General features: G+C 66.0%; 25 protein-coding genes. 12 read left to right on the top strand and 13 right to left on the bottom strand.

Annotated features, from left to right (window positions below; translation table 11 throughout):
- Positions 1-2: 2 nt before the first annotated feature.
- The 6 genes from E4S58_RS00780 to nth all read right to left on the bottom strand — a co-directional run bounded on the left by E4S58_RS00780 (position 3) and on the right by nth (position 5,357).
- Positions 3-716 carry a cytochrome c biogenesis CcdA family protein gene (locus tag E4S58_RS00780; protein ID WP_136634422.1) on the bottom strand — a complete coding sequence of 238 codons (714 nt, stop codon included), beginning with the start codon at positions 714-716 and terminating at the stop codon, positions 3-5.
- A 78-nt stretch (positions 717-794) separates the two neighbouring features.
- Positions 795-1,688 (bottom strand): DMT family transporter, encoded by an 894-nt coding sequence (locus E4S58_RS00775; RefSeq protein ID WP_136634421.1) that lies wholly within the window; start codon positions 1,686-1,688, stop codon positions 795-797.
- Between the two features lie 87 nt (positions 1,689-1,775).
- Positions 1,776-2,063 carry an HU family DNA-binding protein gene (locus E4S58_RS00770; protein ID WP_136634420.1) on the bottom strand — a complete coding sequence of 96 codons (288 nt, stop codon included), beginning with the start codon at positions 2,061-2,063 and terminating at the stop codon, positions 1,776-1,778.
- Between the two features lie 130 nt (positions 2,064-2,193).
- On the bottom strand, positions 2,194-3,657 hold the full coding sequence (locus E4S58_RS00765; RefSeq protein WP_136634419.1) for an AMP nucleosidase: 1,464 nt from the start codon (positions 3,655-3,657) through the stop codon (positions 2,194-2,196).
- Between the two features lie 75 nt (positions 3,658-3,732).
- Positions 3,733-4,680 carry an adenosine kinase gene (locus tag E4S58_RS00760; RefSeq protein WP_136635773.1) on the bottom strand — a complete coding sequence of 316 codons (948 nt, stop codon included), beginning with the start codon at positions 4,678-4,680 and terminating at the stop codon, positions 3,733-3,735.
- Positions 4,681-4,712: 32 nt separating this feature from the next.
- Positions 4,713-5,357, bottom strand: a complete 645-nt coding sequence (gene nth, locus E4S58_RS00755; RefSeq protein WP_136634418.1) for an endonuclease III — start codon at positions 5,355-5,357, stop codon at positions 4,713-4,715.
- A gap of 175 nt (positions 5,358-5,532) precedes the next feature.
- On the opposite strand from nth, the gene E4S58_RS00750 reads away from it, so the two are divergent.
- The 5 genes from E4S58_RS00750 to E4S58_RS00730 all read left to right on the top strand — a co-directional run bounded on the left by E4S58_RS00750 (position 5,533) and on the right by E4S58_RS00730 (position 10,548).
- Complete coding sequence (locus E4S58_RS00750; protein WP_136634417.1) at positions 5,533-6,393, top strand: methylated-DNA--[protein]-cysteine S-methyltransferase; 861 nt, start codon at positions 5,533-5,535, stop codon at positions 6,391-6,393.
- 103 nt (positions 6,394-6,496) lie between these two features.
- A complete protein-coding gene (locus E4S58_RS00745) occupies positions 6,497-7,177 on the top strand; it encodes a YiaD family glycine zipper/OmpA-like lipoprotein (RefSeq protein WP_240789422.1) in 681 nt (226 codons plus the stop codon).
- Between the two features lie 165 nt (positions 7,178-7,342).
- Positions 7,343-8,350 carry a Hint domain-containing protein gene (locus tag E4S58_RS00740; protein ID WP_136634416.1) on the top strand — a complete coding sequence of 336 codons (1,008 nt, stop codon included), beginning with the start codon at positions 7,343-7,345 and terminating at the stop codon, positions 8,348-8,350.
- An 87-nt stretch (positions 8,351-8,437) separates the two neighbouring features.
- The gene (locus E4S58_RS00735; RefSeq protein ID WP_136634415.1) at positions 8,438-9,790 is read left to right on the top strand and encodes an aminotransferase class III-fold pyridoxal phosphate-dependent enzyme; all 1,353 of its coding nucleotides are present in this window, start codon (positions 8,438-8,440) and stop codon (positions 9,788-9,790) included.
- A 140-nt stretch (positions 9,791-9,930) separates the two neighbouring features.
- Complete coding sequence (locus tag E4S58_RS00730; protein ID WP_136634414.1) at positions 9,931-10,548, top strand: hypothetical protein; 618 nt, start codon at positions 9,931-9,933, stop codon at positions 10,546-10,548.
- A gap of 99 nt (positions 10,549-10,647) precedes the next feature.
- Here E4S58_RS00730 and E4S58_RS00725 read toward each other — a convergent pair whose 3' ends face one another.
- Positions 10,648-11,493 carry an LOG family protein gene (locus tag E4S58_RS00725; protein WP_136634413.1) on the bottom strand — a complete coding sequence of 282 codons (846 nt, stop codon included), beginning with the start codon at positions 11,491-11,493 and terminating at the stop codon, positions 10,648-10,650.
- A gap of 146 nt (positions 11,494-11,639) precedes the next feature.
- Between E4S58_RS00725 and dapD the strand changes: the two genes are divergently transcribed.
- Both dapD and E4S58_RS00715 read left to right on the top strand, forming a co-directional pair.
- Entirely contained in the window at positions 11,640-12,467 is an 828-nt protein-coding gene (gene dapD, locus E4S58_RS00720) for a 2,3,4,5-tetrahydropyridine-2,6-dicarboxylate N-succinyltransferase (RefSeq protein ID WP_136634412.1), read from the top strand.
- A gap of 102 nt (positions 12,468-12,569) precedes the next feature.
- Complete coding sequence (locus E4S58_RS00715) at positions 12,570-13,181, top strand: trimeric intracellular cation channel family protein (RefSeq protein WP_240789421.1); 612 nt, start codon at positions 12,570-12,572, stop codon at positions 13,179-13,181.
- A 43-nt stretch (positions 13,182-13,224) separates the two neighbouring features.
- Here the strand turns inward: E4S58_RS00715 and E4S58_RS00710 are convergent, their stop codons facing one another.
- Together E4S58_RS00710 and E4S58_RS00705 are read right to left on the bottom strand one after the other, a co-directional pair.
- A complete protein-coding gene (locus E4S58_RS00710; RefSeq protein WP_136634410.1) occupies positions 13,225-14,664 on the bottom strand; it encodes an alanine/glycine:cation symporter family protein in 1,440 nt (479 codons plus the stop codon).
- A gap of 202 nt (positions 14,665-14,866) precedes the next feature.
- Positions 14,867-15,262 carry a rhodanese-like domain-containing protein gene (locus E4S58_RS00705; protein WP_136634409.1) on the bottom strand — a complete coding sequence of 132 codons (396 nt, stop codon included), beginning with the start codon at positions 15,260-15,262 and terminating at the stop codon, positions 14,867-14,869.
- 149 nt (positions 15,263-15,411) lie between these two features.
- On the opposite strand from E4S58_RS00705, the gene E4S58_RS00700 reads away from it, so the two are divergent.
- The gene (locus tag E4S58_RS00700; RefSeq protein WP_136634408.1) at positions 15,412-15,756 is read left to right on the top strand and encodes a hypothetical protein; all 345 of its coding nucleotides are present in this window, start codon (positions 15,412-15,414) and stop codon (positions 15,754-15,756) included.
- On the opposite strand, the gene E4S58_RS00695 is transcribed toward E4S58_RS00700, so the two are convergent.
- A complete protein-coding gene (locus E4S58_RS00695) occupies positions 15,741-16,811 on the bottom strand; it encodes a Hint domain-containing protein (protein ID WP_169052566.1) in 1,071 nt (356 codons plus the stop codon). The genes E4S58_RS00700 and E4S58_RS00695 overlap by 16 nt on opposite strands.
- A 272-nt stretch (positions 16,812-17,083) precedes the next feature.
- On the opposite strand from E4S58_RS00695, the gene dapE reads away from it, so the two are divergent.
- From dapE to rnr, 3 genes are read left to right on the top strand one after another with little or no spacing between them, the layout of a single operon-like run.
- Positions 17,084-18,226, top strand: coding sequence for a succinyl-diaminopimelate desuccinylase (gene dapE / locus E4S58_RS00690; RefSeq protein WP_136634406.1), 1,143 nt, complete (start codon positions 17,084-17,086; stop codon positions 18,224-18,226).
- Positions 18,226-18,801, top strand: a complete 576-nt coding sequence (locus E4S58_RS00685; protein WP_136634405.1) for a TIGR04282 family arsenosugar biosynthesis glycosyltransferase — start codon at positions 18,226-18,228, stop codon at positions 18,799-18,801. Before dapE ends, E4S58_RS00685 begins: the two co-directional genes overlap by 1 nt.
- Positions 18,802-18,851: 50 nt before the next feature.
- Positions 18,852-21,140, top strand: a complete 2,289-nt coding sequence (gene rnr / locus E4S58_RS00680; RefSeq protein WP_136634404.1) for a ribonuclease R — start codon at positions 18,852-18,854, stop codon at positions 21,138-21,140.
- 145 nt (positions 21,141-21,285) lie between these two features.
- Here the strand turns inward: rnr and yaaA are convergent, their stop codons facing one another.
- The 3 genes from yaaA to E4S58_RS00665 all read right to left on the bottom strand — a co-directional run bounded on the left by yaaA (position 21,286) and on the right by E4S58_RS00665 (position 24,573).
- The gene (yaaA, locus tag E4S58_RS00675; RefSeq protein ID WP_136634403.1) at positions 21,286-22,053 is read right to left on the bottom strand and encodes a peroxide stress protein YaaA; all 768 of its coding nucleotides are present in this window, start codon (positions 22,051-22,053) and stop codon (positions 21,286-21,288) included.
- A 9-nt stretch (positions 22,054-22,062) separates the two neighbouring features.
- The gene (gene recQ, locus E4S58_RS00670) at positions 22,063-24,114 is read right to left on the bottom strand and encodes a DNA helicase RecQ (protein WP_136634402.1); all 2,052 of its coding nucleotides are present in this window, start codon (positions 24,112-24,114) and stop codon (positions 22,063-22,065) included.
- A 171-nt stretch (positions 24,115-24,285) separates the two neighbouring features.
- Positions 24,286-24,573 carry a YggT family protein gene (locus E4S58_RS00665; protein WP_136634401.1) on the bottom strand — a complete coding sequence of 96 codons (288 nt, stop codon included), beginning with the start codon at positions 24,571-24,573 and terminating at the stop codon, positions 24,286-24,288.
- A 159-nt stretch (positions 24,574-24,732) separates the two neighbouring features.
- Here E4S58_RS00665 and E4S58_RS00660 point away from each other — a divergent pair, with 159 nt between their 5' ends.
- A complete protein-coding gene (locus E4S58_RS00660) occupies positions 24,733-25,269 on the top strand; it encodes an acyl-CoA thioesterase (protein WP_136634400.1) in 537 nt (178 codons plus the stop codon).
- Positions 25,270-25,341: the final 72 nt, after the last annotated feature.

The raw sequence follows: 25,341 nt of genomic DNA, 5'->3' as shown, positions 1-25,341 counted from the left end.
GGTCAGAGGGCAACAGAGAGGTCGATGAGCCAGGCGGGCAGAACCCGCAGGGCCCAGGCTTCGACGATATGATGAAGGCGGAGCAGGATGGCCAGCCCGGTGGCGAGGAAGACGATCCCCAGCAACGGGCGCGAGACCTCGGCCAGGCGGCGCATCAGTGGCTGGTGGCGGTGCAACAGGCCACGGGCACCGTAGCCAAGCGCCAGAACAAGGGTGGCGACGCCAAGCGCGAAGGCCACCATGATGGCGGTCGCTCGGGCCAGACTCTCGCCCTGGCTGGCGAGCGATATCGCGCCACCGAGGGTCGGGCCGACACAGGGGCTCCAGACCGCGCCAAGCAGCAGGCCGCCGAGGAACTGTCCCCGCGCCCCGGTGCTGTCGATCCGATCGATGCGCGCGTCTGCCCCGGCCGCGAAGCCCGCAGTGGCCGTCGAAAAGGCGGCCGAGAACCGGGGGACCAGCAGGATCAGGCCAAAGCCGATCATCAGAACCGCCGCACCCTGCGCGATCTGCTCGGGGTCGAGGCCAAGCGCATAGCCGAAGGCCGCGACGCCGACGCCCAGCACCACGAACGAAAGCGCCATGCCCGCCGCCAGGGCCGCCGGGCCGCGTAGGCTGGCCTGCAGGGCCGATCCCAGAACCAGCGGCAAAACCGGCAGAACGCAGGGGTTTATCAGGGTCAGCAGCCCGGCCAGGTATCCGAAGATCAGCTCCATGCCTTTGGATGCCGCCTGGCCCGCCTTCCTGTCATCTGACGAAACCGTGAAACGGGTCACGACCCCGCCAGAAATGTTTCACGCCGCCGTGCGCGTGGGCGCCGGTTTCGCCACCTGTTTCGACAGCTGCACCGCAAGGATTCCCACGGCGATGATGACCGCACCGACGATGTCCAGCATGCCGACGCCTTCGCCCAGAACCCACCAGGCGATGACCACCCCGAAGAAGGGGTTGAGGAAGTGGAAGGTCGCCGCCCGCACCGCGCCGATCCGGTTGACCAGCACGAACCAGGTGAAGGTCGCCAGCAGGCCCGGGATCAACGTGGTGTAGAAGAAGGCCATGACCAGCCGCGGCGTCCAGGTGACCTCCCAGGTTTCGAAGAAGGGGGCGGCGATGGCCAGGGCCGCCGCACCGACCAGCATCTGCAACCCGACGATCATCAGCACGTTGCCGCCTGAACTGGCGCCCCGGACCGACAGGGTCGCGACCGTCAGCGCCAGTGTTCCGATCACACACAGCACCAGCCCCGTGGGGTCCGCCCCGCCCGACAGGCGACTGCCCATGATCAGCGCCACGCCCCCCAGCCCCAATACCAGCCCGAGGATCGCCATTGGGCGCAGCCGGTCGCCAAAGATGATCCAGCCGAAGAAGCCGACGAAAAGCGGCATCGCTGCCGCGACGATGGAGGCCAGCGAGGCCTCGATCCGCTGCATGGCGACGAAGAAGAGGCCAAGGTAGATCGCGTTCTGGCACAGCCCGAAGATGAAGGTCGATCGCCACTGTACCCGCGTCAGCGACCAGGTCTGCCCCATGGCCCGCGCGATCACGATGCCGAGGATGCCCGAGATCAGGAACCGCAGCGCCAGAGAGGTCAGCGGCGGCGCATCCGCCACGATCATCCGGGCCGAGGTGAAGGCAGAGGACCACATGAAGGCAAAGGCCAGCCCCAGTCCGATCGCGCGCAGGTCCATCTTCACCTCCTACAACTGGAAAGGGCCGCCGTTTCGGGCGACCCTTTCGAATTCATGATCGGGGGGCAACCCCCGATGCACGCAAACTCAGGAGTTCACGCTGTCTTTCAGAGCTTTCGCGATGGTCACCTTGACCACTTTGTCAGCTTCTTTCTTGATCTGCTCGTTGGTGGCGGGGTTGCGCACCATGCGCTCGGGGCGCTCGCGGCAGTAGAACTTGCCCACGCCGGGGATCGCGACTGCGCCGCCGCCGGCAACTTCCTTGGTGATCACGTTTGCGATCGCGTCCAGTGCCGCGCTCGCGGATTTCTTGTCCGAGCCCAGTTCTTCGGCCAGAGCAGCCACCAGTTGGGTCTTGGTCATCGGTTTTGCCATTTCTGGTCTCCTTGCTTGATGCCCTGTCGTTTGGGCTTGGTCTGCAGAATTTAACTTGATGTAGTGTGGTCACACAACAATTTGTGACGCGGTTATCCCCAATAAATGCGGGTTTTTCGCCTTTTTTCGCTCAGAGGAAGGCCGTTTCGTCGAACGACCGCAGTTTTCGAGAGTGGATTCGCTCCAGAGGCATGCCCCGAAGGGTCTCCATCGCGCGAATCCCTATCATCAGATGCCGCGAAACCTGGGTCTTGTAGAAGTCGCTGGCCATGCCCGGCAGCTTCAATTCGCCATGCAGCGGCTTGTCCGACACGCACAGAAGCGTCCCGTAAGGCACCCGGAAGCGGAAGCCGTTGGCGGCGATGGTGGCGGATTCCATGTCCAGCGCCACGGCGCGCGACTGCGACAGCCGCTGCACGGGGCCCGAGGTTTCGCGCAACTCCCAGTTCCGGTTGTCGAGGCTGGCCACGGTGCCGGTCCGCATGATCCGCTTGAGGTCGAAGCCCGACAGTTCGGTTTCCGCCTCGACCGCGTCTTCCAGCGCGACCTGGATTTCCGCCAGCGCCGGGATCGGCACCCAGACCGGCAGGTCGTCGTCCAGCACCTTGTCTTCGCGCAGGTAGGCATGGGCCAAGACGAAATCGCCAAGCGACTGCGTGTTGCGCAGCCCGGCGCAGTGACCGACCATCAGCCAGGCGTGCGGGCGCAGCACGGCGATGTGGTCGGTCGCGGTCTTGGCGTTCGACGGGCCGACGCCGATGTTGACCAGCGTGATCCCGGCCGATCCGGGCCGTTTCAGGTGATAGGTCGGCATCTGCGGCATCTTCGGCGACGGCGGCAGATCACCAAGCGGATCGGTGATCTCGGCGTTGCCGGTCGACACGAAGGACGTATAGCCGCTGTCGGGGTCCGCCAGCATGCGTCGGGCGAAGGCCTCGAATTCGCTGACGTAGAACTGGTAGTTGGTGAACAGGACGTGGTTCTGGAAATGCTCGGGGTCGGTGGCGGTGTAATGCGCCAGACGGGCCAGCGAATAATCCACGCGCTGCGCCGTGAAGGGTGCCAGTGGATAGGGATCGCCGGGGGCGGTCACATGGGTGCCGTTGACGATGTCGTCGTTGGTGGTGTCCAGGTCGGGCACGTCAAAGACATCACGCAGGGTGAAATCCGCCGCCCCTTCCTGCGGAACGGTGACCTCTCCGGCGCGGGCCACGGCGAAATGCAGCGGCATCGCAGTGTCGGACGGGCCGATGGTCACGGGCACGTCGTGGTTTGCCAGAAGCAGGCCGATCTGCTGTTCCAGGTAATGCCGGAACAGGTCGGGCCGCGTGATCGTGGCAGCATAGGTGCCGGGCGCGGGGACATGGCCGAAGGCCAGGCGGCTGTCGACCTGGCTGTAGGTCGTCGTGGTGATGCGGATTTCGGGATAGAAGGCACGCACGCGCCCCTCGGGCCGCCCGTCGCGCAGGGCGCGGCTGAATTCGGCCTGAAGGAAGGCTGTCGCCTGATCGTAAAGCTCGTTGAGGCGGTCCACGGCGGCGCGCGCATCCCGGAAGGTCTGCGCTGCGGGGGCGTCGGGGGTGAGGATCTGCATTCTTGACTCCGCTCTTTTATCCATCTGCGGGATGGACGGGGCGGAAGGCAAGGGGGGAAAGTGCGGAAAAGGCCTTTAAATAAGGCCTTCCTTTGCGAAAAGCGCCTTGAGATCCGTGTCGGGGCGGGCCCCGTAATGCGAAATCACCTCGGCCGCCGCGACACAGCCCATCCGGCCCGAGGTCGCAAGATCCGCCCCCGTCGCCAGCCCATAGAGGAACCCGGCCGCAAACTGGTCGCCCGCCCCGGTCGCATCGACCGGCGTGATTTCATGTACCGGCGCCGACACCTGTTCTTTGCCCGACACCAGCACGACGTCGTGGCCGGAGCGGGTACAGACGATCAGGCCGCTGTCGCTGGCCGCCATTTCCAGCGCGGTCGACAGGTCTTCGGTCTGATACAGCGACATCCATTCGTGTTCATTGCCGATCACGTAGTCGAGTTCCTTCACCAGCTTGCGGAAATCGCCCCGGTGACGGTCGACGCAGAAGGGATCGGACAGGGCAATGCCCGCCTTGCCGCCGGCGTTGCGGGTCAGGCGGGCGGCGGTCTCGAACGCCTCTTTGCCCTTGTCCTTGTCGTACAGGTAGCCCTCGAGGAAGAGGATGCGCGCTTCGTTGCAGACCTCTTCGGGCACGTCCGCAGGTCCGACCTCGGACGAGATGCCGAGATAGGTGTTCATCGACCGCTCGCCATCGGGCGACACGAAGATCATGGACCGCGACGAGGGCAGATGGCCGCCCGCAACCGGGTCGTTCGGGCAATCGGTGCCGACGGCGCGCGTGCCGTCGACATAGGCGCGCCCGATCTCGTCATCGGTGGTCTTGCCGATAAAGGCGGTCCTCAGGCCAAGGTTTGAACAGCCGGCCATGGTATTGGCCACCGACCCGCCGGGCACCTGATGATGTTCACCCATGGCGTGATACAGCATGTCCGAGCGGTCCAGCTCGACCAGCTGCATGATGCCCTTCTGAATGGCCATTTCGGACAGGAAGAAGTCGTCCACGGGCGCGATCATGTCCATCACCGCGTTGCCGATACCGATCACGTCGTATTTCACAGGGTCTTCTCCTCGAATTCACACAGGTCGCGGATCAGGCAGGCCGCGCATTTGGGTTTTCTGGCGACGCAGGTATAGCGTCCGTGCAGGATAAGCCAGTGGTGGGCGTGGCGCTGGTATTCCGCCGGAATGTTGTCTTCGATGGCGCGTTCGACCGCATCCACGTCCTTGCCCGGCGCGATGCCCGATCGGTTGCCGACGCGGAAGATATGCGTGTCGACCGCCTGCGCCGGGTGACCCCACCACATGTTCAGCACGACATTGGCGGTCTTGCGCCCGACACCGGGCAGGGATTGCAACGCGGCCCGAGAGGACGGGACCTCTCCGCCGTATTGCTCCACAAGGATGCGGGCGGTCTTGATGACGTTCTTCGCCTTCTGCCGAAATAGCCCGATCGTCTTGATATGTTCGATCAGTCCCTCTTCACCCAGATCCAGCATCTTCTGCGGCGTGTCGGCGATCTTGAAAAGCTCGTGCGTGGCCTTGTTGACGCCCGCGTCCGTCGCCTGCGCGGACAGGGCGACAGCGACCACCAACGTATAGGCGTTGACGTGGTCCAGTTCGCCCTTGGGTTCGGGTTCCGCCGCCTCGAAACGGTGGAAGATCTCCTTGAGCACGGGATAGGGCAGTTGCTTGGCCATAAGGGCGGTTATTGCTTGGAAACTTCGGGCGGGCAAGATGCGGTCACCGGCAATGGGATGTTCATGCCCCCGGACCGGAGCGTCGTCGCAGGCCGCGCCCCCCCCATATCCCGCAGGTTCCGGGTCGCGCCGCAGCATGTGTCCGCCTAGATTGGATGGTGAAAGGAGCCTTCTGATGCTTCAGACCGACACGCCCCAAGGCTACCACTACCACGTCATCCGCCGCGCCATCGAAGAGATCGACGCGGCCGAGACGCCGCTGCCGCTTGATCAGCTCGCCACCCGCATGGGGATGAGCCAGGCGCATTTTCAGCGGCTCTTCTCGGCCTGGGTCGGGGTCAGCCCCAAACGGTTTCAGCAATACCTCGCCCTCGGCCACGCCAAGGCGCTGCTGACCAACCGCTTCTCGACGCTCGAAGCCGCGGCGGGTGCGGGGCTTTCTGGGTCGGGTCGGCTGCATGATCTCTTTGTCAGGTGGGAGGCAATGAGCCCCGGCGATTTCGCGCGCGGCGGCGACGGGCTGATGATCCGCCATGGCTGGCTCGACACGCCGTTCGGCGAGGCACTTGTCATGGGCACCGACCGGGGCCTGTGCGGGATCGGCTTTGTCGAGGAGATGGGGCGCGACGCCGTCTGGCAGGACATGACCGCGCGCTGGCCGGCCGCCCGGCTGATCGAAGATCCTGACGCGCTGCGTCCCTGGGCCGAGGCCGCCTTCGGCCAGACCGGAGAAACCCGGCTGCACATGATCGGCGCGCCCTTCCAGATCAAGGTGTGGGAGGCCTTGCTGCGCATCCCGTCGGGCCATGTCACGACCTATGGCGAGATCGCGAAAAGCATCGGGTCGCCAAAGGCCGTGCGCGCCGTCGGCACCGCCGTGGGACGCAACCCGGTCAGCTGGCTGATCCCCTGCCACCGCGCGATCCGGTCGACCGGGGGCCTTGGCGGCTATCACTGGGGGCTGCCCGTGAAACGCGCCATGCTGGCCTGGGAATCCGCCCGGTCCGAGGGGCCGCAAGGGGCCGAGACGCAATAAGCGACAGTTTGCTTGGAACCAAACGCCCGGCTGATTGGTTTTGACTTTACCGCAGGGATGTCCATCTCTGCGACAAAGACCGAATGACCAACCGAGGTTCCCGATGAGTGCACTTTCCAACGTATCGACCGGACGCAACCGCCTGACCCGGCCGATGCTTGCCGTCACCGCCACAGCCCTTCTGCTGACCACCGCCTGCACCGAGATGCAGATGGACGACGGTCGCCAGAACACCCGGACCGGCGCGGCGGGTGGTGCCGCCCTCGGGGCGATCACCGGCGCGATCCTGTCCAAGGACGCGGCCAAGGGCGCAGCCGTCGGCGCGGTTGTCGGCGGGATCGCCGGTGCGGCCTACGGCGGATACCTTGACCAGCAGGAAGCCGCGCTGCGCAATGACCTTGGCAGCAACGTGTCGATCGTCAACACCGGCGACCGCCTGATCGTGACCATGCCGCAAGACATCCTGTTCGCCACCAACAGCTCGACCCTGCGTCCCGACCTTCAGGGCGATCTGGTGACCGTTGCGCGCAGCCTGAACGAATATCCGCGCACGACCGTGCAGGTGATCGGCCACACCGACAACACCGGTGATGCCGCCTACAACCAGCAACTCTCGGCGCGCCGGGCAAGCTCTGTCGCTTCGGTGCTGGTGTCGAACGGGGTGTCCTCGGGGCGGATCCAGTCCTTCGGTCGCGGCGAAGACCAGCCGCGCGCGTCGAACCTGACGCCGGAAGGCCGCGCCCAGAACCGCCGTGTGGAAATCGTGATCCTGCCGACCACCTGATCCAACCACACCACCTATGGCTGACAAACGCCCCGTCGCACCCCGGCGGGGCGTTTCGCATTTGAAAACAAAGGCCACGTGGACGCCATGAATGTTCCGCATTGCGTCCCTAAATAAACCTGCAACTTTTTGCATGTATACGGACGACCCTTCGTTCGTAACGCCATGCCCACCTACAACCTCAACTTCTTCGATCTGAGTTATGCCTCGACCGATGATCCCGACGGGTTCAGCGACAATGGCGGCTACCAGTTCAACTGGGGTGTCAGCACGATCACGATTGCCCCGGGCGCGACCGAAACGCCGGTGTCGGTCCAAGATGTCGACACCTATTTCGATGACGATCAGGATGCGGCGCAGGTTCTGAACGGCCCGGCCACGCTGAACGGCGTCTCCTACCCCGACGGGACATGGATCCAGGCCGAATACATCGTCACTGTCCAGGACAGCGACGGCCGCAACTACACCCTGCAGTTCGTGTCGGTCGGCACCGACGCCTTCAACATCCAGGGATTTGTCGTCCAGGGCGCCGTTCCGCCTTTTGGCGAGCCGCTGACCGTCGTGTCGACCGCGGACTCGGTCCAGGGCGTCCATTCGTATTCGACCAGCTCGCCCGCCTGTTTCGCGCCGCGCAGCCGGATTGCCACGCCGACCGGCCATATTCGCGCCAAGAACCTGAAGCGCGGTGACGACATCCGGCTGGCCGACGGCAGGACCGCTCGGGTTGCGCTGATCCTGACCTCGTCGGGCGCAGAAGACGCCCCCATCCGCATTCGCAAGGACGCCTTCGGGCGCGGCCTGCCCCGCCGCGACCTCACCCTGTCGCCGCAACACCGGGTCTGGATGCCGCAGCTTGGCGCGCTGGTGCCGGCACGGGCGCTGACCTGCCTGCCCCGTGTCGGGCTGGACCGCGACGCCACGGGGACCGATCTGATCCATATCGTGCTGGCGCACCACGAGGTCCTGCTGGCCGAGGGCCTGCCCTGCGAAAGCTACTGGCCGGGTGACACGGCGCTTGGGCTGCTGCCCCGGGCCTCGCGCCGCGAGGTGCGGAAGATCATGGGGCGGCCCACCCCCGCGATGCCCTTCATGCGCGTGAAGGAGGCCATACGGCGACTGACCTGTGCGGCAGGCGCGGATCCCCGCGCCGACACGACCCGCCACGCCGCCTGATGCCCCGCGACGGCGGGGATGCGCGTTCGGGGCTGGACACGGGCCGCAATGGGCGTAGCGTCGTGGGCAATAGCCGGAGGTTTGGCCATGAAAGACGACAATTTTCTCAAAGAACACAATGCAAAGGCCCTGTGGCACCCCATGGGCGCGCCCGGAGACAGCCTTGCGAATCCGCCGGTGATCATCACCCGCGCGGAAGGGTCCAAGATCTATGACATCGACGGCCATGAAACCGTGGACGGTGTCGGCGGGCTGTGGTGTGCCAACCTGGGCTATTCCAACGACGTGGTGAAAGAGGCGATCGCCAAGCAGCTTTATGACCTGCCCTACTATTCCGCCTTCGCCGGATCGACGAACCCGACGGCGATCGAGGCTTCGGTCGCGGTGCAGGAGTTCTTTGCCGATGATGGCATCGGCCGCGTCTTCTTTACCTCGGGCGGGTCGGATTCCGTGGAAACCTGCCTGCGGCTGTCGCGGCAGTATCACCGGATCAAGGGCCAGCCGCAGCGCACCAAGTTCCTGTCGCTGAAGAAAGGCTATCACGGCACGCATTTCGGCGGCGCCTCGGTCAACGGCAACAACCGGTTCCGCATCGGGTACGAACCGATGCTGCCCGGCTGCTTCCACATCACCGCGCCCTACCCCTATCGCAACCCCTTCGATGAGACCGACCCCGCAGCGCTGGCCCAGAAGATCGCGGCCGAAATGGTCGACGAGATCGAATTCCAGGGCGCCGAGACCATCGCCGCCTTCATCATGGAGCCGATCCTGGGCGCCGGCGGCGTGATCGTGCCGGACGCCAGCTTCATGAAGCTGATGCGCGAGATCTGCACCAAGTACGGCATCCTGATGATCGCGGACGAGGTCATCTGCGGCTTTGGCCGGACTGGCGACTGGTCGGGATCGCGGCACTGGGGCGTGAAGCCCGACATGATGTCGACGGCCAAGGGCATCACCTCGGCCTATTTCCCTGTCGGCGCGGCGCTGATTTCCGAAGAGATCGCAGAGGTCTTTGAAAAGGCCGACAGCGCGGCGGCGGGGATCTTCCACGGCTACACCTATTCGGCGCATCCGGTCGGCGCGGCCGCGGTCACGGCCACGATTTCGGAAACCCTGCGGCTGGACACCAAGACCAACGCGGCGGCGCGCGGCACGCAGCTGTACCAGGGTCTGCTGGCGCTCAAGGACAAGTACGACGTGATCGGCGACGTCCGGGGCGGGCACGGGCTGATGACGGCGGTCGAATTCGTGTCGGACCGCGCGGCCAAGACGCCGATGGACGCGGGCACGGTCAAGAAGCTGCAAAAGGCGATCTACGATGCGGGGGCCATGGTGCGCCCGGCGCCGCCCAACATCATGATGTCGCCGCCGCTGATCATCACCGAGGGTGAGGTGCAGACAATCATCAATGCCTTCGACACGGCGATCGGGGCGCTCTGACAGCTCGCAGCCCGATCACGAGGCATAGCCTGTGACCTCAGGCCCACACCGTCGGCTTTTGGCAGCGGTGTGGGGTTTGGCGGCTCTGCCCCTGCCCACATCCGCTGCTAGAGTTGTTCCAGAACAACTTTGGCAGTGCGATGTTGGGATTACGTATTTTGTCCGGCGCGGTCTGCGCCCTCATCCTGGCTGGATGCGATGTCCAGCAGGGCGGGCTTGAGGTCACGCGTCAGGCCTATTCGGTCCAGAACCCGCGACCCGAGGCCTTCTTCATCTGTGGTGATTACGGCTGCAGGAACCGCGTGGCGACCGGCCTGACGCAGGCCGAATGGCGCCATGTCCAGCAGCCCTTCCGCACCCGCCCCCGCAGCGCCGGGCAGGAACGCCGCGCACTGGCCGAGGCGCTGCGCCGGATCGAGGTGATCGTCGGCAAGAAGACCGGCTATGACACCGACGGCGCCTACTCGGGCACGCTCAACGGGGAATCGCAGGATTGCGTCGACGAGATGGTCAACACCGCCGTGTTCCTCGCGCTGCTGGATCAGGCCGGGCACCTGCGGTTCCACCGGCAGGGCCAGCGGGTGACCATCGGCCTGATGACCCGGCGCTTCTGGACGCACACCGTGTCATCCATCATCCAGACCGACACCGGGCAAGAGTTCATCATCGACAGCTGGGCGGTGAACTTCGGTGACCTGCCTTACGTGATGGATCGGACCGACTGGGCCAACAACGCCGCGTTCCGGCGCGATTTCTGAGATCAGCGCAGACCCAACCGCCCCGCGATGCCGATCATCAGCGGGGCTTGGATCAGGGGTGATGAGGGGGAGTCATCCCCCCACTCTGGCGCCCGTCGATCAACGCCCCGGGATATCACCGCGCTTCTGGCCCGCGCCGTCCCAGCTGTCGATGACGTCCAGCGCCTCGGCCGCCGTTTCGACAAAGCGGAACAGGTCCAGATCCTCGCGCGCGATGGTGCCCGCGTCGGCCAGGGCCTCCCAGTTGATGATCTTTTCCCAGAAGGCGCGGCCGAACAGCAGGAAGGGCACCCGCTCCATCCGGCCGGTCTGGATCAGGGTCAGCGCCTCGAACATCTCGTCCAGCGTGCCGAAACCGCCGGGAAAGACGCAGACGGCCCGCGCGCGCATCAGGAAATGCATCTTGCGGATCGCGAAGTAGTGGAAGTTGAAACACAGGTCCGGCGTCACCCATTCGTTCGGCGCCTGTTCATGCGGCAGCACGATGTTCAGCCCGATGGACTGGCCGCCCGCATCGTCGGCGCCGCGGTTGCCGGCCTCCATCACGCCGGGGCCGCCGCCGGTGGCGATGACCCATTCGCGCCCGTAGCTGTCCAGCGACCGCTGTGTGATGTGGCGCGCGAAGGTTCGCGCCTCGTCGTAATAGGCCGACAGCTCGGCCAGGGTCTTGGTCTTGGCCTTGTCCTTCTTCGAGGGCTCGGGGATGCGGGCGCCGCCGAACAGGACCACGGTCGACTCGATCCCGCGTTCGTCCATCACCAGCTGCGGCTTCAGCAGTTCCAGTTGCAGGCGCACCGGGCGCAGTTCGTCGCGCAGCAGGAATTCCTCGTCCGCAAAGGCCAGCCGGTAGGCGGGCGCGCGCGTCTGCGGCGTGTCGGGCACATCATGGGCGGTCTTGAAATCGGTTTGGGCATCGCGAAAGGGCGACTGGCGGTCTTCGGTCATCAGGGCTCCTGTTGCGCTGTCGTCCCCAGATGTAGCGCGTCCCGCCCCGACCCGCCATGCCCCCGGCCCCGATTGCCATCCGCGATTGCACGACGCCCGCGTTTGGTGTCTAACCGCCCGCGATCCGGAACCGGAAAGGAAGCCCCATGTCCAACGCCCAGCTTGAAACCGCCATCGAAGCCGCCTGGGAGGCGCGCGACCAGATCACCCCCGCCACCACGGGCGAAACCCGCGATGCCATCGAAAGCACGCTGGCCGCGCTTGACGGCGGTACGCTGCGCGTCGCCGAACGTGGCGACGATGGCACCTGGCACGTGAACCAGTGGGCCAAGAAGGCCGTGCTGCTGGGCTTCCGCCTGAAGGACATGGAAGAACAGTCCGGCGGGCCGCAGGGCTCGGGCTGGTGGGACAAGGTCGACAGCAAGTTCAAGGGCTGGGGCCCGACCCAGTGGAAAGAGGCCGGATTCCGCGCCGTGCCCAACTGCGTCGTCCGCAAATCCGCCTACATCGCCAAGAACGTCGTCCTGATGCCGTCCTTCGTGAACCTCGGCGCCTATGTCGACGAAGGCACCATGGTCGACACCTGGGCGACCGTCGGGTCCTGCGCACAGATCGGCAAGGGCGTGCACCTGTCGGGCGGCGTCGGCATCGGCGGCGTGCTGGAACCGATGCAGGCCGGCCCGACCATCATCGAGGACAACTGCTTCATCGGCGCGCGGTCCGAGGTGGTCGAGGGCGTGATCGTCCGCGAAGGTTCGGTCCTGGGCATGGGCGTCTTCATCGGCCAGTCCACCAAGATCGTGAACCGCGAAACCGGCGAAGTCTTCTACGGCGAAGTGCCGCCCTACTCGGTCGTCGTATCGGGCTCCATGCCCTCGACCGGCGGGGTGAACCTCTATTGCGCCGTGATCGTGAAAACCGTGGACGAGCGCACGCGCTCCAAGACCGGCATCAACGAGCTTCTGCGCGACTGACCTTCTTCTGGTCGCAAATACCTCGGGGTGAGGCGCGCCAGCGCCGAGGGGCAGCGCCCCTCCCCCGGCCTCGGATCAGGGGCGCACAGCATGACACCGGAAATGACCCTGTACTGGCTTGATCTGACCGGGACCTTCGTCTTCGGCCTGTCCGGTGCCATGCTGGCCGTGCGCCGCGACCTCGACATTTTCGGGATCGCGGTGCTGGCCGTGGCGGCCGCGCTGTCGGGCGGGCTGGTCCGCGACATGGCCCTTGGCGCGACGCCGGTGGCGGCGCTCGCGACCTCGGACTACCTGCTGGCGGCGCTCTGCGCGGCGGTTTGCGTGTTCTTCGCACATCGACAGATCGAACGGCTGGCCAAGCCGGTCATGGTGCTGGACGCGCTCGGGCTGGGGTTGTTCGCGGTCAGCGGGGCGCGCAAGGCGCTGGAATACGGGCTTGATCCGATCCCGGCGATGGTCGTCGGCGTGCTGACGGCGGTCGGGGGCGGCGTCGTGCGCGATCTTTTGGTGACAGAAGTGCCGCGTGTCCTGCGCGAAGAGGTCTACGCGCTGGCCGCCCTGCTGGGCGCGGGCGTGGTCGTTCTGGCCGATCATCTGGCGTTCGAGCCGACACTGTCAGCCGTGGCCGGTGCCGTCGCCGCGGCGCTGGTGCGGATCCTGAGCGTCTATCTCGGATGGCAGGCGCCCAAGGCGCCCGGCCCCCGGAGCTGAGCCCAAACTGAAAAGGGCGCCCCGATCGGGACGCCCTTTCGCTTTACTCTGCCGGGGTGCGGCCCGGCGCATCGGGCCATGCGGTCGGATCGGTATCGAGATCCGGGAACTTGGCCGGATCGAAGATCGGCTTCGACACGCCCGCCTTCAGCTGATTGCGGAAGTCGGTGATGATCCGCATCGCCACCGGGAACAGCATCATCAGCGCCAGCAGGTTCACCACCGCAAGGATGCCCATCATCGGATCCGAGAACGAGAAGACCACCGTCGCGCCCGGCGCGACCGCACCCAGGAAGACGATGCCCATGATCGCCACCCGCAGCACGTTCAGCGCCATGGGGTTGTTGGTCATGAAGGACAGCGCGTTTTCCCCGAGGTAGTAGTTGTACATGATCGACGAGAACGAGAAGAGCAGGATCGCCGCCGTCAGATAGTACTGCGCCCAGGACCCCACGTGGCTGACCATGCTCTGCTGTGTCAGCGCGACACCGTCCACGCCCTCGGCGCCCGGCTGGTAGACATCGCCCAGAAGGATGATGAAGGCCGTGCAGGAACAGATGATGATCGTGTCGATGAAGACCGAAAAGCTCTGCGTGATGCCCTGGCTGACCGGGTGCCTGACATAGGCCGTGGCCGCGACGTTCGGCGCCGATCCAAGCCCGGCCTCGTTCGAGAAGAGACCGCGCCGCAGGCCGTTGGCGATCGCCGCGCCCATGCCGCCCGCGACGGCTTCGCGGAAGCCGAAGGCATTGGCGACGATGTCGATGATGACGCCGGGCAGGCTGGTGATGTTGATCAGGATGATCAGCAGCGCCATGGCAAGATACCCGATGGCCATGACCGGCACGACCACGTCCGCCGCCTTGGCGATCCGGTGGATGCCGCCGAAGACGATGAACCCGGTCGCCAGCGCCAGCACGATCCCGGTCCAGAGCCGGGGCACGCCAAGGCTGTCCAGCGCGGCGCCGGCCACGGTATTGCCCTGGAAGGCGTTGAACCCGATGGCGAAAGAGGCAATCAGGCAGACCGCATAGACCACCGCCAGCCAGCGATAGTTCTCACCCAGGCCATGGATGATCGCCCGGGCCGGGCCGCCCCGATAGTCGCCTTCGGGCGTGGTGCGCTTGTACAGCTGGGCCAGCGTCGCTTCGATCAGGGACGAACACATGCCTATCAGCGCGATCGCCCACATCCAGAAGACCGCGCCCGGACCGCCTGCGGTGATCGCCACCGCGACCCCCGCGATATTGCCGCCGCCGACGCGCCCGCCGACCGACACGAACAGGGCCTCTCGGGCGCTGATCTTGTTGGGGTCGGCATCGGCGTCGCTGCGCAGCACCCGGAACATGCGCTTGAAGAAGCGGAACTGGACGAAGCCGCTGCTGACCGTGAAAAATACGCCAAAGATGACCAGGAAGGGCACCAGCGCCCAGCCCCATGTCAAATCATTGATCGCATTAAAGATCGTATTGAAAAATTCCATGTCGTAATCCCCGTTGGAGCCGGGCCGGTACACTGCCGGACCGGGTTCTGGTATCCGCAGCGAACGTGTCGGGGCGGATACAACCAACGGTAGGACCAACGTAACGGAATTGGCAAATCCTTAATTTCGCAAATGCCAAAACCGGTCGGCAAAGCCGGGTATTCGCCGTCCTGCCGCTCATTCTGGGGAATTTCCGGCGGTATCAGCCCTTTTTCGCAGGCTTTTCTCCAACCGGACCGCCGGCCTTTTTCCAGCCCCCGAACCCGTCCGAGATATGGCTGACGTTCTCAAGCCCCATGTCCTGTGCGGTGCGGGCCGACAGTGCGGACCGCCATCCCGAGGCACAATAGAACACGAATTTCTGGCCGCTCTGGAATTGCGGCTTGGCGTAGGGGCTTTCCGGATCGATCCAGAATTCAAGCATTCCGCGCGGGCAATGGAAGGCACCGGGGATCATTCCGTCCCGTTCGAGTTCGCGCGGGTCGCGCAGGTCGACGAACAGCACGTCGTCGGTGCCATGCAGGGCCATCATCTCGGTTGCCGGGGCGTGGCTGACCACCTCGTTGGCCTCTGCGACCATGTCCTTGATGCGTTTCATCGGGCGTCCTCCGTCTGCCGTTTCGGGCATAACACGCGTTGATCGGGCGAAGTGCAAGGGCAGGACCGGCGCTGCGTGCGTGTCACTGCGGGCTTTACTCGGACCCCGTTTTCTGAGACCGAGGCCCGGCAGTTCCCGAGGATCGAGCCATGGCGAAAGAGAAATCAGCCCGCAAGCAACAGGTGTTCACCCTGCTGGTCGAAGTTGGCCGGTCCAAGGGTGACGGCCTGCCCGAGGGCAGTTCGGGCGCGGCGCTGATGTGCTATGCCAGCGGCGTGGACGAAGCCGAGGCCGTGCGCGAGACCGTCGCGATCCTCAAGCAGGCCGAAATGGCGCCGCTCGACGTCTCGGGGTACGGCACGCTGGACGAACGGCTGGCCGAAGGGCACGACATCCCCGACGAGGAACGCGCCCTGATGGCCCGCGCGCTTGAGGAAAACGCCGTGATCGTCGCGCAGGTCACGCCCTTTTTCGACGATCAGCGCGCCAACTGATCCAGCAGCGTCGCGGCTTCGAATTCCGACAGGACCGGATAGGTCGGGGCCGCGTGATGCGGCAGGATCCGGCGCGGCACGTCGGCGACCATCGTCGCGGCATGGGCCTCGGGCGCGCGGCGCAGCCCGCCGATATACAGGCTTTCCACGGTAAGGTTATTGAGCCGCAGCTGTTCCTGCGCGGGCAGCAGCACCTGGTGCCAGGTAACGGTATCGCCCGTGGACACGAACTCTCCGGTCCGGTGCGAGATCAGGAAACGCGCGGGCACCAGCACCCTTTCCTGCGCGAAAAGGTATTCGACATCCGGCCCTGCCAGCGTGACGTGTTCATTCGCGCTAAGCACGAGATCCGAGGTCAGGCCGAAGTAGGGCGCGAAGAGGCGGACCGGGCGACAGGATCCGCGCGCCGGAAGACTGCGGACAAGCGTGGTCAGGATCGGAACCGGCTGCAGCGTGCCATGGCGGTCCAGCGCCAGGATGGTCTCGCCCGCCGACAGGCTGTCGAGCCGCGCGGGGCCCGCCTGCGTCATCAGCCGCGCAGCCCCGCCCAGGCCCGGCATGGCACCAACCGGTTCGATCCGGTCCGATGCGGCAGCGTAGGCAAGGTCCGCCGCAGCCGAGACGCTCAGCCCCCCGATAGCCCGCGCCAGTGCCGCGCGCGTCAGCGCGAGCGGCATCGTCAGGTCGGCAAACCTTGGGGTCGGATAGACCTCGGGCGCGCTGATCCAGAGCCGTGCGGGACCCTCCGCTCCCCAGGTCACGCTGATCCGCAGCGTCTGGCACGGCTCAAGCTGCCCAAGCGCGACAGTCGCGCGGGCGGTGGCGGTCGCCGTGGTGACCTCGGCCACGATACGCCCGCCCGTGTCACGACGCAGGGTCAGATCGCCGGGGGCCGGCGCGTCAGGCGTGGCCATTGTCGTGAACAGCACCCTTGGGCGGTCGTCCAGCCGTCCGGCGGTCTCGATCATGAGCGTGCCCTGCCCCATGACACCGCCATCGGCAAATCGGCGCGGCGTCGTCGAGCCTTCGACGGCCGAGACGGCAAACCAGCTCATGCCCGGCCCTTTGCCTTGCCACGGCATGGCAGACCGCGCCCGGGCCAGCCCCGGATCGATGATTGCAGGGGCTTCACCCGACCATTGTCCCTTATCCCACGCGCCGCACGCTGAGCGATGCCTTGTGAGGCAAACCAGCGGCTGCCGGAACCGTCGGGCACGGGGTCGATCGCGTCAAGGCCTGGGTACATGTGCACTTCCGGTCAGCCGGGGATTTGCGCTTTGCCTGCCGAAGGTCTAGCCATTCGGCACACGAAGAAGGAGAGCCCCCCGTGACCGTCGACCCCGTCGCCCTGACCGCCGATCTGATCCGCTGCCCGTCCGTCACGCCCGAGGAAGGCGGGGCGCTGGTTCTGCTTGAAAAATTGCTGGGCGATGCGGGGTTTACCTGCACACGGGTGGATCGCAACGGCACCTCGAACCTCTTTGCCAGATGGGGACGGCAGGGCGCGAACCGGTCGTTCGGCTTCAACGGCCACACCGACGTGGTGCCCGTGGGCGACGAGGCCGCCTGGACCGTGCCGCCCTTCGGTGCGGTCGAAAAGGACGGGATGCTGTGGGGGCGCGGGTCGACGGACATGAAATCCGGGGTGGCGGCCTTTGCCGCCGCAGCGGTGGATTTCGTGACGGACACCCCGCCCGACGGGGCGGTGATCCTGGCGATCACCGGGGACGAAGAAGGCGACGCAACCGACGGCACCGTGGCGCTGCTGGACTGGATGGCGGCGAACGGCGAGGCGATGACCGATTGTCTGGTCGGGGAACCGACCTGCCCCAACAAGATGGGCGAGATGATGAAGATCGGCCGACGCGGGTCGCTGACCGCCTGGTTCGACGTGGTCGGCGTGCAGGGCCATTCGGCCTATCCGCACCGCGCCAGGAACCCCCTGCCCGCGATGGCACGGCTGATGGATCGCCTGGCCTCGCATGAGCTTGATCAGGGAACGGACCACTTCGACCAGTCGACGCTGGCCGTCGTGACCATCGACACCGGCAACCCGGCCACGAACGTGATCCCGGCGTCGTGTCGCGGCACGGTCAACATCCGTTATTCCGACGCCCACACCGGCGCCTCGCTGACCGAATGGCTCGAGGCAGAGGCGGCAGCGGTGGCCGAGGCCTTTGGCGTGAAGATCGCCGTGCGGGTGAAGGTGTCGGGCGAAAGCTTCCTGACGCCTCCGGGGGCGCTGTCGGACCTGGTGGCAAAGGCCGTGACCGCCGAGACCGGCGTGACGCCCGAGATGTCGACCTCGGGCGGGACGTCGGATGCGCGCTTCGTCAAGGATCACTGCCCGGTCGTGGAGTTTGGCCTTGTCGGCCAGACGATGCATGCGGTGGACGAACGTGTGTCGATCGACCAGATCCGGCAGCTGAAAGAGATCTACAGCCGCATCCTGAGGGATTACTTCGCCTGATGCGCCGCCGCCTGGTGGTCATGGTCAAGGATCCGCGCGCCGGACGGGTGAAGACCCGGCTGGGGCGCGACATCGGCGTGATCCCGGCGACCTGGTGGATGCGGCATCAGCTGCGGTCCCTGCTGCGGCGGCTGCGCGATCCGAGGTGGGAGGTCTGGCTGGCCATCGCGCCCGACGGCGCGGTGACAAGCCGCGCATTCCCAGGCGATCTGCCGCGCGTGGCGCAGGGGGCCGGCGATCTGGGCGACCGGATGGGGCGGATCCTGCGGCACAGGATCGGGCCGCGCCGCCCCGGCCCGACGCTCATCATCGGCGCGGACATCCCCGGCATCACGCCCGCGCACATCTGGCGCGCCTTCCGCGCGCTCGGGTCGCATGATGCGGTCGTTGGCCCGGCCCCGGACGGCGGCTATTGGCTGATCGGCATGGCGCACCGCCCGCCCCCGCCATCGCTTTTCGACGGCGTCCGCTGGTCGACCGCCCACGCGCTGGCCGACACGCGCGCCACCCTGCCCGGCTGGCGGATTGCGACGGTCGACACGCTGGCTGATGTCGACACCTCCGCCGATCTCTGAGCCGCTGTTTTCGATATGACGCCGCCCGCGCCGCGTGGTAGGGCTGAGCCATGAGCCATATCCCCTCGAAAGACGAGATCCTGCAATGGATCGCCGACAATCCCGGCCTGAGCGCCAAGCGTGACATCGCCAAGGCCTTCGGCATCAAGGGCGCCGCCCGGATCGACCTGAAACGCGTCCTGCGCGAACTGGAGGACGAGGGGCATCTGGAGAAGCGGAAAAAGACCTATCGCGACCCGGACCGGCTGCCGCCGGTGTCGGTGCTTCTGGTCAATGCGCCGGACAGCAACGGCGATCTGACCGCCAGGCCGCTGGAATGGCAAGGCGAGGGCGATGAGCCCGTGGTGCATATGGTTCTGCGAAACTCGGACCCCGCACTTGGCGCGGGCGACCGGATCTTGGCGCGGCTGACCCTGATCGAGCATGGGCCGGATTACGAAGGCCGCCTGATCCGGCGGATCGGGCACAACCCCAAGCGCATCCTGGGCATTTTCCGCGCCGGGTCCGAAGGGGGCCGCGTGGTGCCGATCGACAAGGGCGCCGATCTGGAATGGATGGTGCCGCCCGGCGCGACCCACGGCGCCAAGGATGGTGAGCTGATCGAAGCCGAACAGGCGGGGCCAAAGTCACGCATGGGCCTGCCCAAGGCCCGCGTGGTCAACCGGCTGGGCGATCCGACCGCGCCGAAAGCCGTGTCGCTGATCGCGATCCACCAGCACGGTATCCCCGATGACTTCCCCGATGACGTGATCGAAGAGGCCGACCGCGCCAAGCCCGTCGGCCTGAAGGGGCGCGAAGACCTGCGCGACATGCCCTTTGTCACCATCGACCCGTCCGACGCGCGTGACCACGACGACGCCTGCTATGCCCACGCCGACGACGATCCGAAGAACAAGGGCGGCCATGTCCTCTGGGTCGCGATTGCGGATGTGGCGCATTACGTCCGGCCCGGCACGGCGCTGGACCATGAGGCGCGCAAGCGGGGGAATTCCACCTATTTCCCCGACCGGGTGGTGCCGATGCTGCCGGACCGGCTGTCGGGCGATCTGTGTTCGCTGCACGAAGGGGTGCCGCGCCCCTGTATCGCTGTGCGGATGCGGCTGGATGCCCATGGGGTCAAGATCGGCCATTCCTTCCACCGCGCCCTGATGCGGTCGGCCGCGTCGCTGTCCTACGAAGAGGTGCAGGAGGCGATGGATGGCAGCCCGAGCGATCGCGCCGCCACGATGATGGACGATGTGATCCGTCCGCTCTACGCCGCCTATGCCGCGCTGAAAGAGGCGCGGGAGCGTCGCCAGCCGCTGGATCTGGACCTGCCGGAACGCAAGATCGTGCTGTCGGACGAGGGCGAGGTGCTGTCGGTCAAGTTCCGCGACCGTCTGGATGCGCACAAGCTGATCGAGGAGTTCATGGTGCTGGCCAACGTGGCCGCCGCCGAAACGCTGATCGCCAAGAAATCCCCCCTGCTCTTCCGCGTGCACGAGGAGCCGCCGGTCGAAAAGCTGGAAAGCCTGCGCGACACGGCGTCCTCGGCCGGGTTCACGCTGGCCAAGGGGCAGGTGCTGAAGACCGCGCATCTGAACCAGCTGCTGAACGCCGCCGCCGGGACGGACCACGCAGAGCTGATCAACATGTCGACGCTGCGGTCGATGACGCAGGCCTATTACGCGCCGCAGAACTTTGGTCACTTCGGGCTGGCGCTGGCGAACTATGCGCATTTCACCTCGCCCATCCGGCGCTATTCGGACCTGATCGTGCACCGGTCGCTGGTCGCGGCGCATGGCTGGGGGCCCGATCCCAAGGCCGACGGGCTGACCGGCGAGCAGATTGCCGAACTGGATGCCGTCGCGGGCCATATCTCGGAAACCGAACGGCGGTCGATGACGGCCGAGCGGGACACGACCGACCGCTACCTTGCAGCCTACCTGTCGGAACGGGTCGGGCAGGAGTTCGAGGGCCGGATTTCAGGTGTCGCACGGTTCGGGGCCTTTGTCCGGCTGGATGAAACCGGCGCCGACGGGTTGATCCCGATGCGGCATCTGGGGGCGGAATACTTCCACTACGACCGCGAGGGCGCGACCCTGATGGGGGCGGTTTCCGGCGTGGTGATCCAGCCCGGCGTGCGCGTGACGGTAAAACTGGCCGAGGCCGCACCGGTGACCGGCGGGCTGATGCTTGAACTGATCTCGCTGGATGGCGAAACGGTCAAGCACGGGCCGACGGGGCGCGGGCATCGTGGACGGGGACGTCCAGCAGCGGGCGGGCCGAAACGCAAGCTCGTGCGCGCCAAGAAGAAGGGCGACAAGGTCAAGAAGAAGCTGAAGCGTCAGCGGCGGTGAGCTCGGCGGCGACCAGGTTTGAGCCTTGGAAAGAGGGCAGCGCCGTCCCGGGGTGGCGCAATAGCGCCGCCCATGGGGCGGGACGGCGCTGCCCGGCGTTGCCGCCGGGCGGGACCCACATCATAAGTGTCCGTTAAAGGTGACCCTACTCGGCCGCGCGCCAGAAGACGGGCGCATCGGGGGTCGAGGCCTCGGCATCGTATTGGTAGCCGCCAAGGTCGAAATCCTTGATCCCCTCGGGGTCGGTCAGGCGGCGGGTGATGACAAAGCGCGCCATCGACCCGCGTGCCTTTTTCGCAAAGAACGACACGATCTTGGCCTTGCCATTCTTTTCTTCCAGAAAGGTCGGGGTGATGACGGTCAGGCCCAGCTTCTTGGTGTCTACGGCACCGAAATATTCCTGGCTGGCGCAGTTGATCAGCGTATCGGTGCCGACCGCATCAGCCTGTTCTTTCAAGGCCTTGGCCGGGGTCGCACCCCAGTACTCATAGAGGTTCTTGCCGCGCCGGGTCTTGAGCCGCGACCCCATTTCCAGCCGGTAGGGCTGGATCCCGTCCAGCGGACGCAGCACGCCGTAAAGGCCCGACAGGATCGCCAGGTGGTCCTGCGCCCAGTCAAGTTCCTCGGGATCAAGGGTCGTGGCCTCGAGCCCCTGGTAGGTGTCGCCCGCAAAGGCCAGAGCGGCGGGGCGCAGGTCGTCCTGCGTGGGCGCGTCCGCGAAATCGCGATAGCGGTCGCGGTTCAGCCGGGCGAGATCGTCGGACAGGTCCATCAACCCCTTGAGCTCCTTCAGCGTCCGGCCGCGCATCGTCCGGGCCAGCGAATTCGCCTCGTCCAGAAAACGCGGGGTGGTCATTTCGGTCGTCCGGGTATCCCAGTCGAGCCGCTTGGCAGGAGAGATCACGATCAGCATGGGGCGGATTTAGCTCGCTTCGGCTATGGCGTCCAGAAAGGCCGCGCCAAAGCGTTCGGCCCGGCGGTCACCGAGAATACGTTCAAGGGCGGCGGCATCGCGCGGCTTCATCTCGACCACCTTGGCGATGGCCGAGGCGGAGCAGGACAGCGGTTTTTCGGTACCGTCCGAGCCATGGTGCAGGTCCCGCTGCAGATCCATCAGCCGGTCATAGAGATCACCGCCGCGCCCGGCGAGTTTCATCCGCTTGGGATGCAGATCCTCGGTCGTGCCGGTGATGACGGCCAGGAAGGTCGCGCCGTATGTTTCCAGCTTCTTCGCGCCCACGCCGGACACGCGCGCCATGGCGTCCAGCGACTGCGGCCGCGTCTCGGCCATCTCGATCAGGGTGCGGTCGTTGAAGATGATATAGGCGGGCGCCCCCTGCTGTTCCGCCAGTTCGCGCCGCTTGGCCTTGAGCGCCGAAAGCAGCGGTTCGTCCTCTTCGTTGACCAGCGTCTTGACGGCGGGGCGGCGGGATTTCGCGGCGACGATGGTGTCGCGCCGCAGGGTGATCGTGTCCTCGCCGCGCAGGATCGGCAGGGCGATGTCGGTCATGGTCAGCGCGCCGTGGCGGTCGGGGTTCGGGCGGATCAGGTCATGGCCCATCATCTGGCGAAAGACGGCCTGCCATTCGGGGCGTTTCAGGTCGCGGCCCACGCCGAAGGTCGGCAGGTCCTCGTGCCCCTTTTCGCGCACCTTGTCGGTCGGATTGCCGGTGAGGATGTCGATCAGGTGGCCCGATCCGAACCACTCGCCGGTGCGCAGGATCGCCGACAGCGCCTTGCGCACGGCCTCGGTCCCGTCGAAAACCTCGGGCGGCTTGTCACAGAGATCGCACTTGCCGCAGCCCTGCGCCTCTTCGCCGAAATAGCGCAACAGCGTGGCACGGCGGCATTCCAGCGCCTCCGCCAGACCCAGCAGCGCATTGAGGCGACCATGATCCGCCATCCGGCGTTCGGGCGGCGCGAGGCCCTCGTCGATCTGGCTGCGGCGCAGGCGGATGTCGTCGGGACCAAAGAGGGTCAGCGTTTCCGCAGGGGCCCCGTCGCGCCCGGCGCGGCCGATTTCCTGGTAATAGGCCTCGATCGACTTGGGCAGGTCGGCGTGGGCGACCCAACGGATGTCGGGCTTGTCGATTCCCATGCCGAAGGCGACGGTGGCCACGACGATCAGCCCGTCCTCCTGCTGGAACTGCGTCTCGGCCTGGCGGCGGGCGTCGGGCTCCATCCCGCCGTGATAATGGATCGCCGGATGCCCGGCCTCGCGCAGGGCCTTGGAAAGCGTTTCGGTCTTGGCGCGGGTGCCGCAGTAGACGATGCCGGACTGGCCCTTGCGGGCGGCGGCGAAGGTGAGGATCTGGCGACGCGGCTGGTCCTTGGCGGAAAAGGCCAAGTGGATGTTGGGCCGGTCAAAGCCGCGCAGGAACTGCTCGGGCGCACCGGTCGGGAAGAGGCGCGCGATGATTTCGGCCCGGGTTTCGGCATCCGCGGTCGCTGTAAAGGCCGCCACCGGTACATCCAGCGCCGCGCGCAATTCCCCGATCCGCAGGTAATCGGGCCGGAAATCATGCCCCCACTGGCTGACACAATGCGCTTCGTCCACGGCGATCAGCGACACCCCGATGCGCCCCAGCATGTCCTGCGTCCCGACCGAGGCGAGTCGTTCCGGCGCCAGATAGAGCAGCTTCAGCCGGTCGTCGCGGATCGCCTCCCAGACCGCTTCGGTCTCTTCCTCGGTGTTGCCCGAGGTCAGCGCCCCGGCCTCGACCCCGGCGGCCCGCAACGCGCGCACCTGGTCGCGCATCAGGGCGATCAGCGGCGAGATCACCACCGTGACCCCCGGCCGCAGCAGGGCAGGCAATTGATAGCACAGGGATTTGCCGCCGCCCGTCGGCATGATGGCCAGCGTGTCGCGGCCCTGCGTGACGGCGCGGACGATCTCCTCCTGCCCCGGACGGAAGGCGTCAAAGCCGAAAATCTCGCGCAACAGCGCCTGAGGTGCGCGTTCTGGGTCGGACATCGTGCCCCCTGATGATCCGGAAATCTGCTCTTATTCGGCCATAGAGCCGTTAAGCGCCAGTAAACCAAAATATGGGGGTGGGGTTCAAGCAAAAGGGGCGCATCTTGTGCACCCCATCCGCTTCATCTTGCCAAAAATACTCGCGGCGCAACGGCGCCGACCCACGCCCCGTCAGTAAAAGGCAGCCGCGTTGTTGATCAGGATGATCCGCAGGGCGTAGACGCCGACCAGCACGACCAGCGGCGCAAGGTCCAGGCCGCCCATGGGCGGCAGGATACGCCGGATCGGCCCGTAGATCGGTTCAAGCAGACGGTTCAGACCGTACCAGATCTGGCCGACGAACTGCTGGCGGACATTCAGGATCTGGAAAGAGATCAGCCAGCTCATGATCACGTGGGCGATGATGAAGAACCAGACGATATCGAGGATCAGCATCAGGATCTGAAGTAGCGACTGCATCCGGGTCTCCTTGGGCTTCGGGCGTTATCTACCTAGGGACGGGCGGGCATTTAGGCAAGCCGTTGTGCCCGCGAAGGGTTGAGAAAGCTTTGACGCAGGGTCGCAACTTGACCTTCGCGTCAACCGGACCGAGATCGAAGGCAGTCAGGAGCCGCACCCATGTACCCCTTCATCCGTCTCGCCAAGGAAGTCATCAAGTTCCGCAAGGCCCCGCCGCTTGGCCTGCGCGATGTGCATGTGTCGCACCACCGGATCTGGCCCTGGGATCTGGACTTCATGTCCGAGCTCAACAACGGCCGCACCCTGTCGATCTTCGATCTCGGCCGCATTCCGTTCGCCATGCGGTCGGGGCTGTTTCGCGTGCTGCGCAAGCGCAAGTGGGGGCTGACCGTGGCCGGATCGGTGGTGCGCTATCGCCGCCGGTTGACCAACCTTGAACGGATCGAGATGCAGTCGCGGCTGCTGGGCTGGGATCACCGGTTCGTCTATATCGAACAGTCGATGTGGACCGTGGACGGCACCTGCGCCAATCACGGCATCTTCCGCACCGCGCTGGTCGGCAAGGGCAAGATCGTGCCAACCGACGACATCCTGAGAGAGCTGGGGGTCGAGGATACCTCACCCGCCCTGCCCGACTGGGTCGCGGCGCTTTTCGCCGCCGACGACACCCGCCCCTGGCCGCCCGAGCGGGTCTGACCCCCGGTTTTACAAAGGATTTTCTTGCCCCCTTGGGTCAATCCGGATCATATCGGCCTAAACAGGGGGCCG

This window comes from Pseudooceanicola onchidii, from assembly GCF_004959925.1.
Lineage (GTDB): Bacteria > Pseudomonadota > Alphaproteobacteria > Rhodobacterales > Rhodobacteraceae > Pseudooceanicola > Pseudooceanicola onchidii.
Note: the sequence above shows the minus strand (reverse complement) of the source record. Positions and strands in the feature narration are given on the sequence as shown.

What these genes read in the sequence shown, in the direction of transcription:
- E4S58_RS00725 (WP_136634413.1), bottom strand. Translation starts at nt 11,493, where the DNA reads ATGACCGAAGACCGCCAGTCGCCCTTTCGCGATGCCCAAACCGATTTC.
- E4S58_RS00740 (WP_136634416.1), top strand. Translation starts at nt 7,343, where the DNA reads ATGCCCACCTACAACCTCAACTTCTTCGATCTGAGTTATGCCTCGACC.
- E4S58_RS00735 (WP_136634415.1), top strand. Translation starts at nt 8,438, where the DNA reads ATGAAAGACGACAATTTTCTCAAAGAACACAATGCAAAGGCCCTGTGG.
- E4S58_RS00700 (WP_136634408.1), top strand. Translation starts at nt 15,412, where the DNA reads ATGGCGAAAGAGAAATCAGCCCGCAAGCAACAGGTGTTCACCCTGCTG.
- E4S58_RS00715 (WP_240789421.1), top strand. Translation starts at nt 12,570, where the DNA reads ATGACCCTGTACTGGCTTGATCTGACCGGGACCTTCGTCTTCGGCCTG.
- rnr (WP_136634404.1), top strand. Translation starts at nt 18,852, where the DNA reads ATGAGCCATATCCCCTCGAAAGACGAGATCCTGCAATGGATCGCCGAC.
- nth (WP_136634418.1), bottom strand. Translation starts at nt 5,357, where the DNA reads ATGGCCAAGCAACTGCCCTATCCCGTGCTCAAGGAGATCTTCCACCGT.
- dapD (WP_136634412.1), top strand. Translation starts at nt 11,640, where the DNA reads ATGTCCAACGCCCAGCTTGAAACCGCCATCGAAGCCGCCTGGGAGGCG.
- E4S58_RS00745 (WP_240789422.1), top strand. Translation starts at nt 6,497, where the DNA reads ATGAGTGCACTTTCCAACGTATCGACCGGACGCAACCGCCTGACCCGG.
- E4S58_RS00710 (WP_136634410.1), bottom strand. Translation starts at nt 14,664, where the DNA reads ATGGAATTTTTCAATACGATCTTTAATGCGATCAATGATTTGACATGG.
- E4S58_RS00760 (WP_136635773.1), bottom strand. Translation starts at nt 4,680, where the DNA reads ATGGACATGATCGCGCCCGTGGACGACTTCTTCCTGTCCGAAATGGCC.
- E4S58_RS00730 (WP_136634414.1), top strand. Translation starts at nt 9,931, where the DNA reads ATGTTGGGATTACGTATTTTGTCCGGCGCGGTCTGCGCCCTCATCCTG.
- E4S58_RS00660 (WP_136634400.1), top strand. Translation starts at nt 24,733, where the DNA reads ATGTACCCCTTCATCCGTCTCGCCAAGGAAGTCATCAAGTTCCGCAAG.
- E4S58_RS00695 (WP_169052566.1), bottom strand. Translation starts at nt 16,811, where the DNA reads ATGAGCTGGTTTGCCGTCTCGGCCGTCGAAGGCTCGACGACGCCGCGC.
- recQ (WP_136634402.1), bottom strand. Translation starts at nt 24,114, where the DNA reads ATGTCCGACCCAGAACGCGCACCTCAGGCGCTGTTGCGCGAGATTTTC.
- E4S58_RS00685 (WP_136634405.1), top strand. Translation starts at nt 18,226, where the DNA reads ATGCGCCGCCGCCTGGTGGTCATGGTCAAGGATCCGCGCGCCGGACGG.
- E4S58_RS00780 (WP_136634422.1), bottom strand. Translation starts at nt 716, where the DNA reads ATGGAGCTGATCTTCGGATACCTGGCCGGGCTGCTGACCCTGATAAAC.
- E4S58_RS00665 (WP_136634401.1), bottom strand. Translation starts at nt 24,573, where the DNA reads ATGCAGTCGCTACTTCAGATCCTGATGCTGATCCTCGATATCGTCTGG.
- yaaA (WP_136634403.1), bottom strand. Translation starts at nt 22,053, where the DNA reads ATGCTGATCGTGATCTCTCCTGCCAAGCGGCTCGACTGGGATACCCGG.
- E4S58_RS00765 (WP_136634419.1), bottom strand. Translation starts at nt 3,657, where the DNA reads ATGCAGATCCTCACCCCCGACGCCCCCGCAGCGCAGACCTTCCGGGAT.
- E4S58_RS00705 (WP_136634409.1), bottom strand. Translation starts at nt 15,262, where the DNA reads ATGAAACGCATCAAGGACATGGTCGCAGAGGCCAACGAGGTGGTCAGC.
- E4S58_RS00750 (WP_136634417.1), top strand. Translation starts at nt 5,533, where the DNA reads ATGCTTCAGACCGACACGCCCCAAGGCTACCACTACCACGTCATCCGC.
- E4S58_RS00775 (WP_136634421.1), bottom strand. Translation starts at nt 1,688, where the DNA reads ATGGACCTGCGCGCGATCGGACTGGGGCTGGCCTTTGCCTTCATGTGG.
- E4S58_RS00770 (WP_136634420.1), bottom strand. Translation starts at nt 2,063, where the DNA reads ATGGCAAAACCGATGACCAAGACCCAACTGGTGGCTGCTCTGGCCGAA.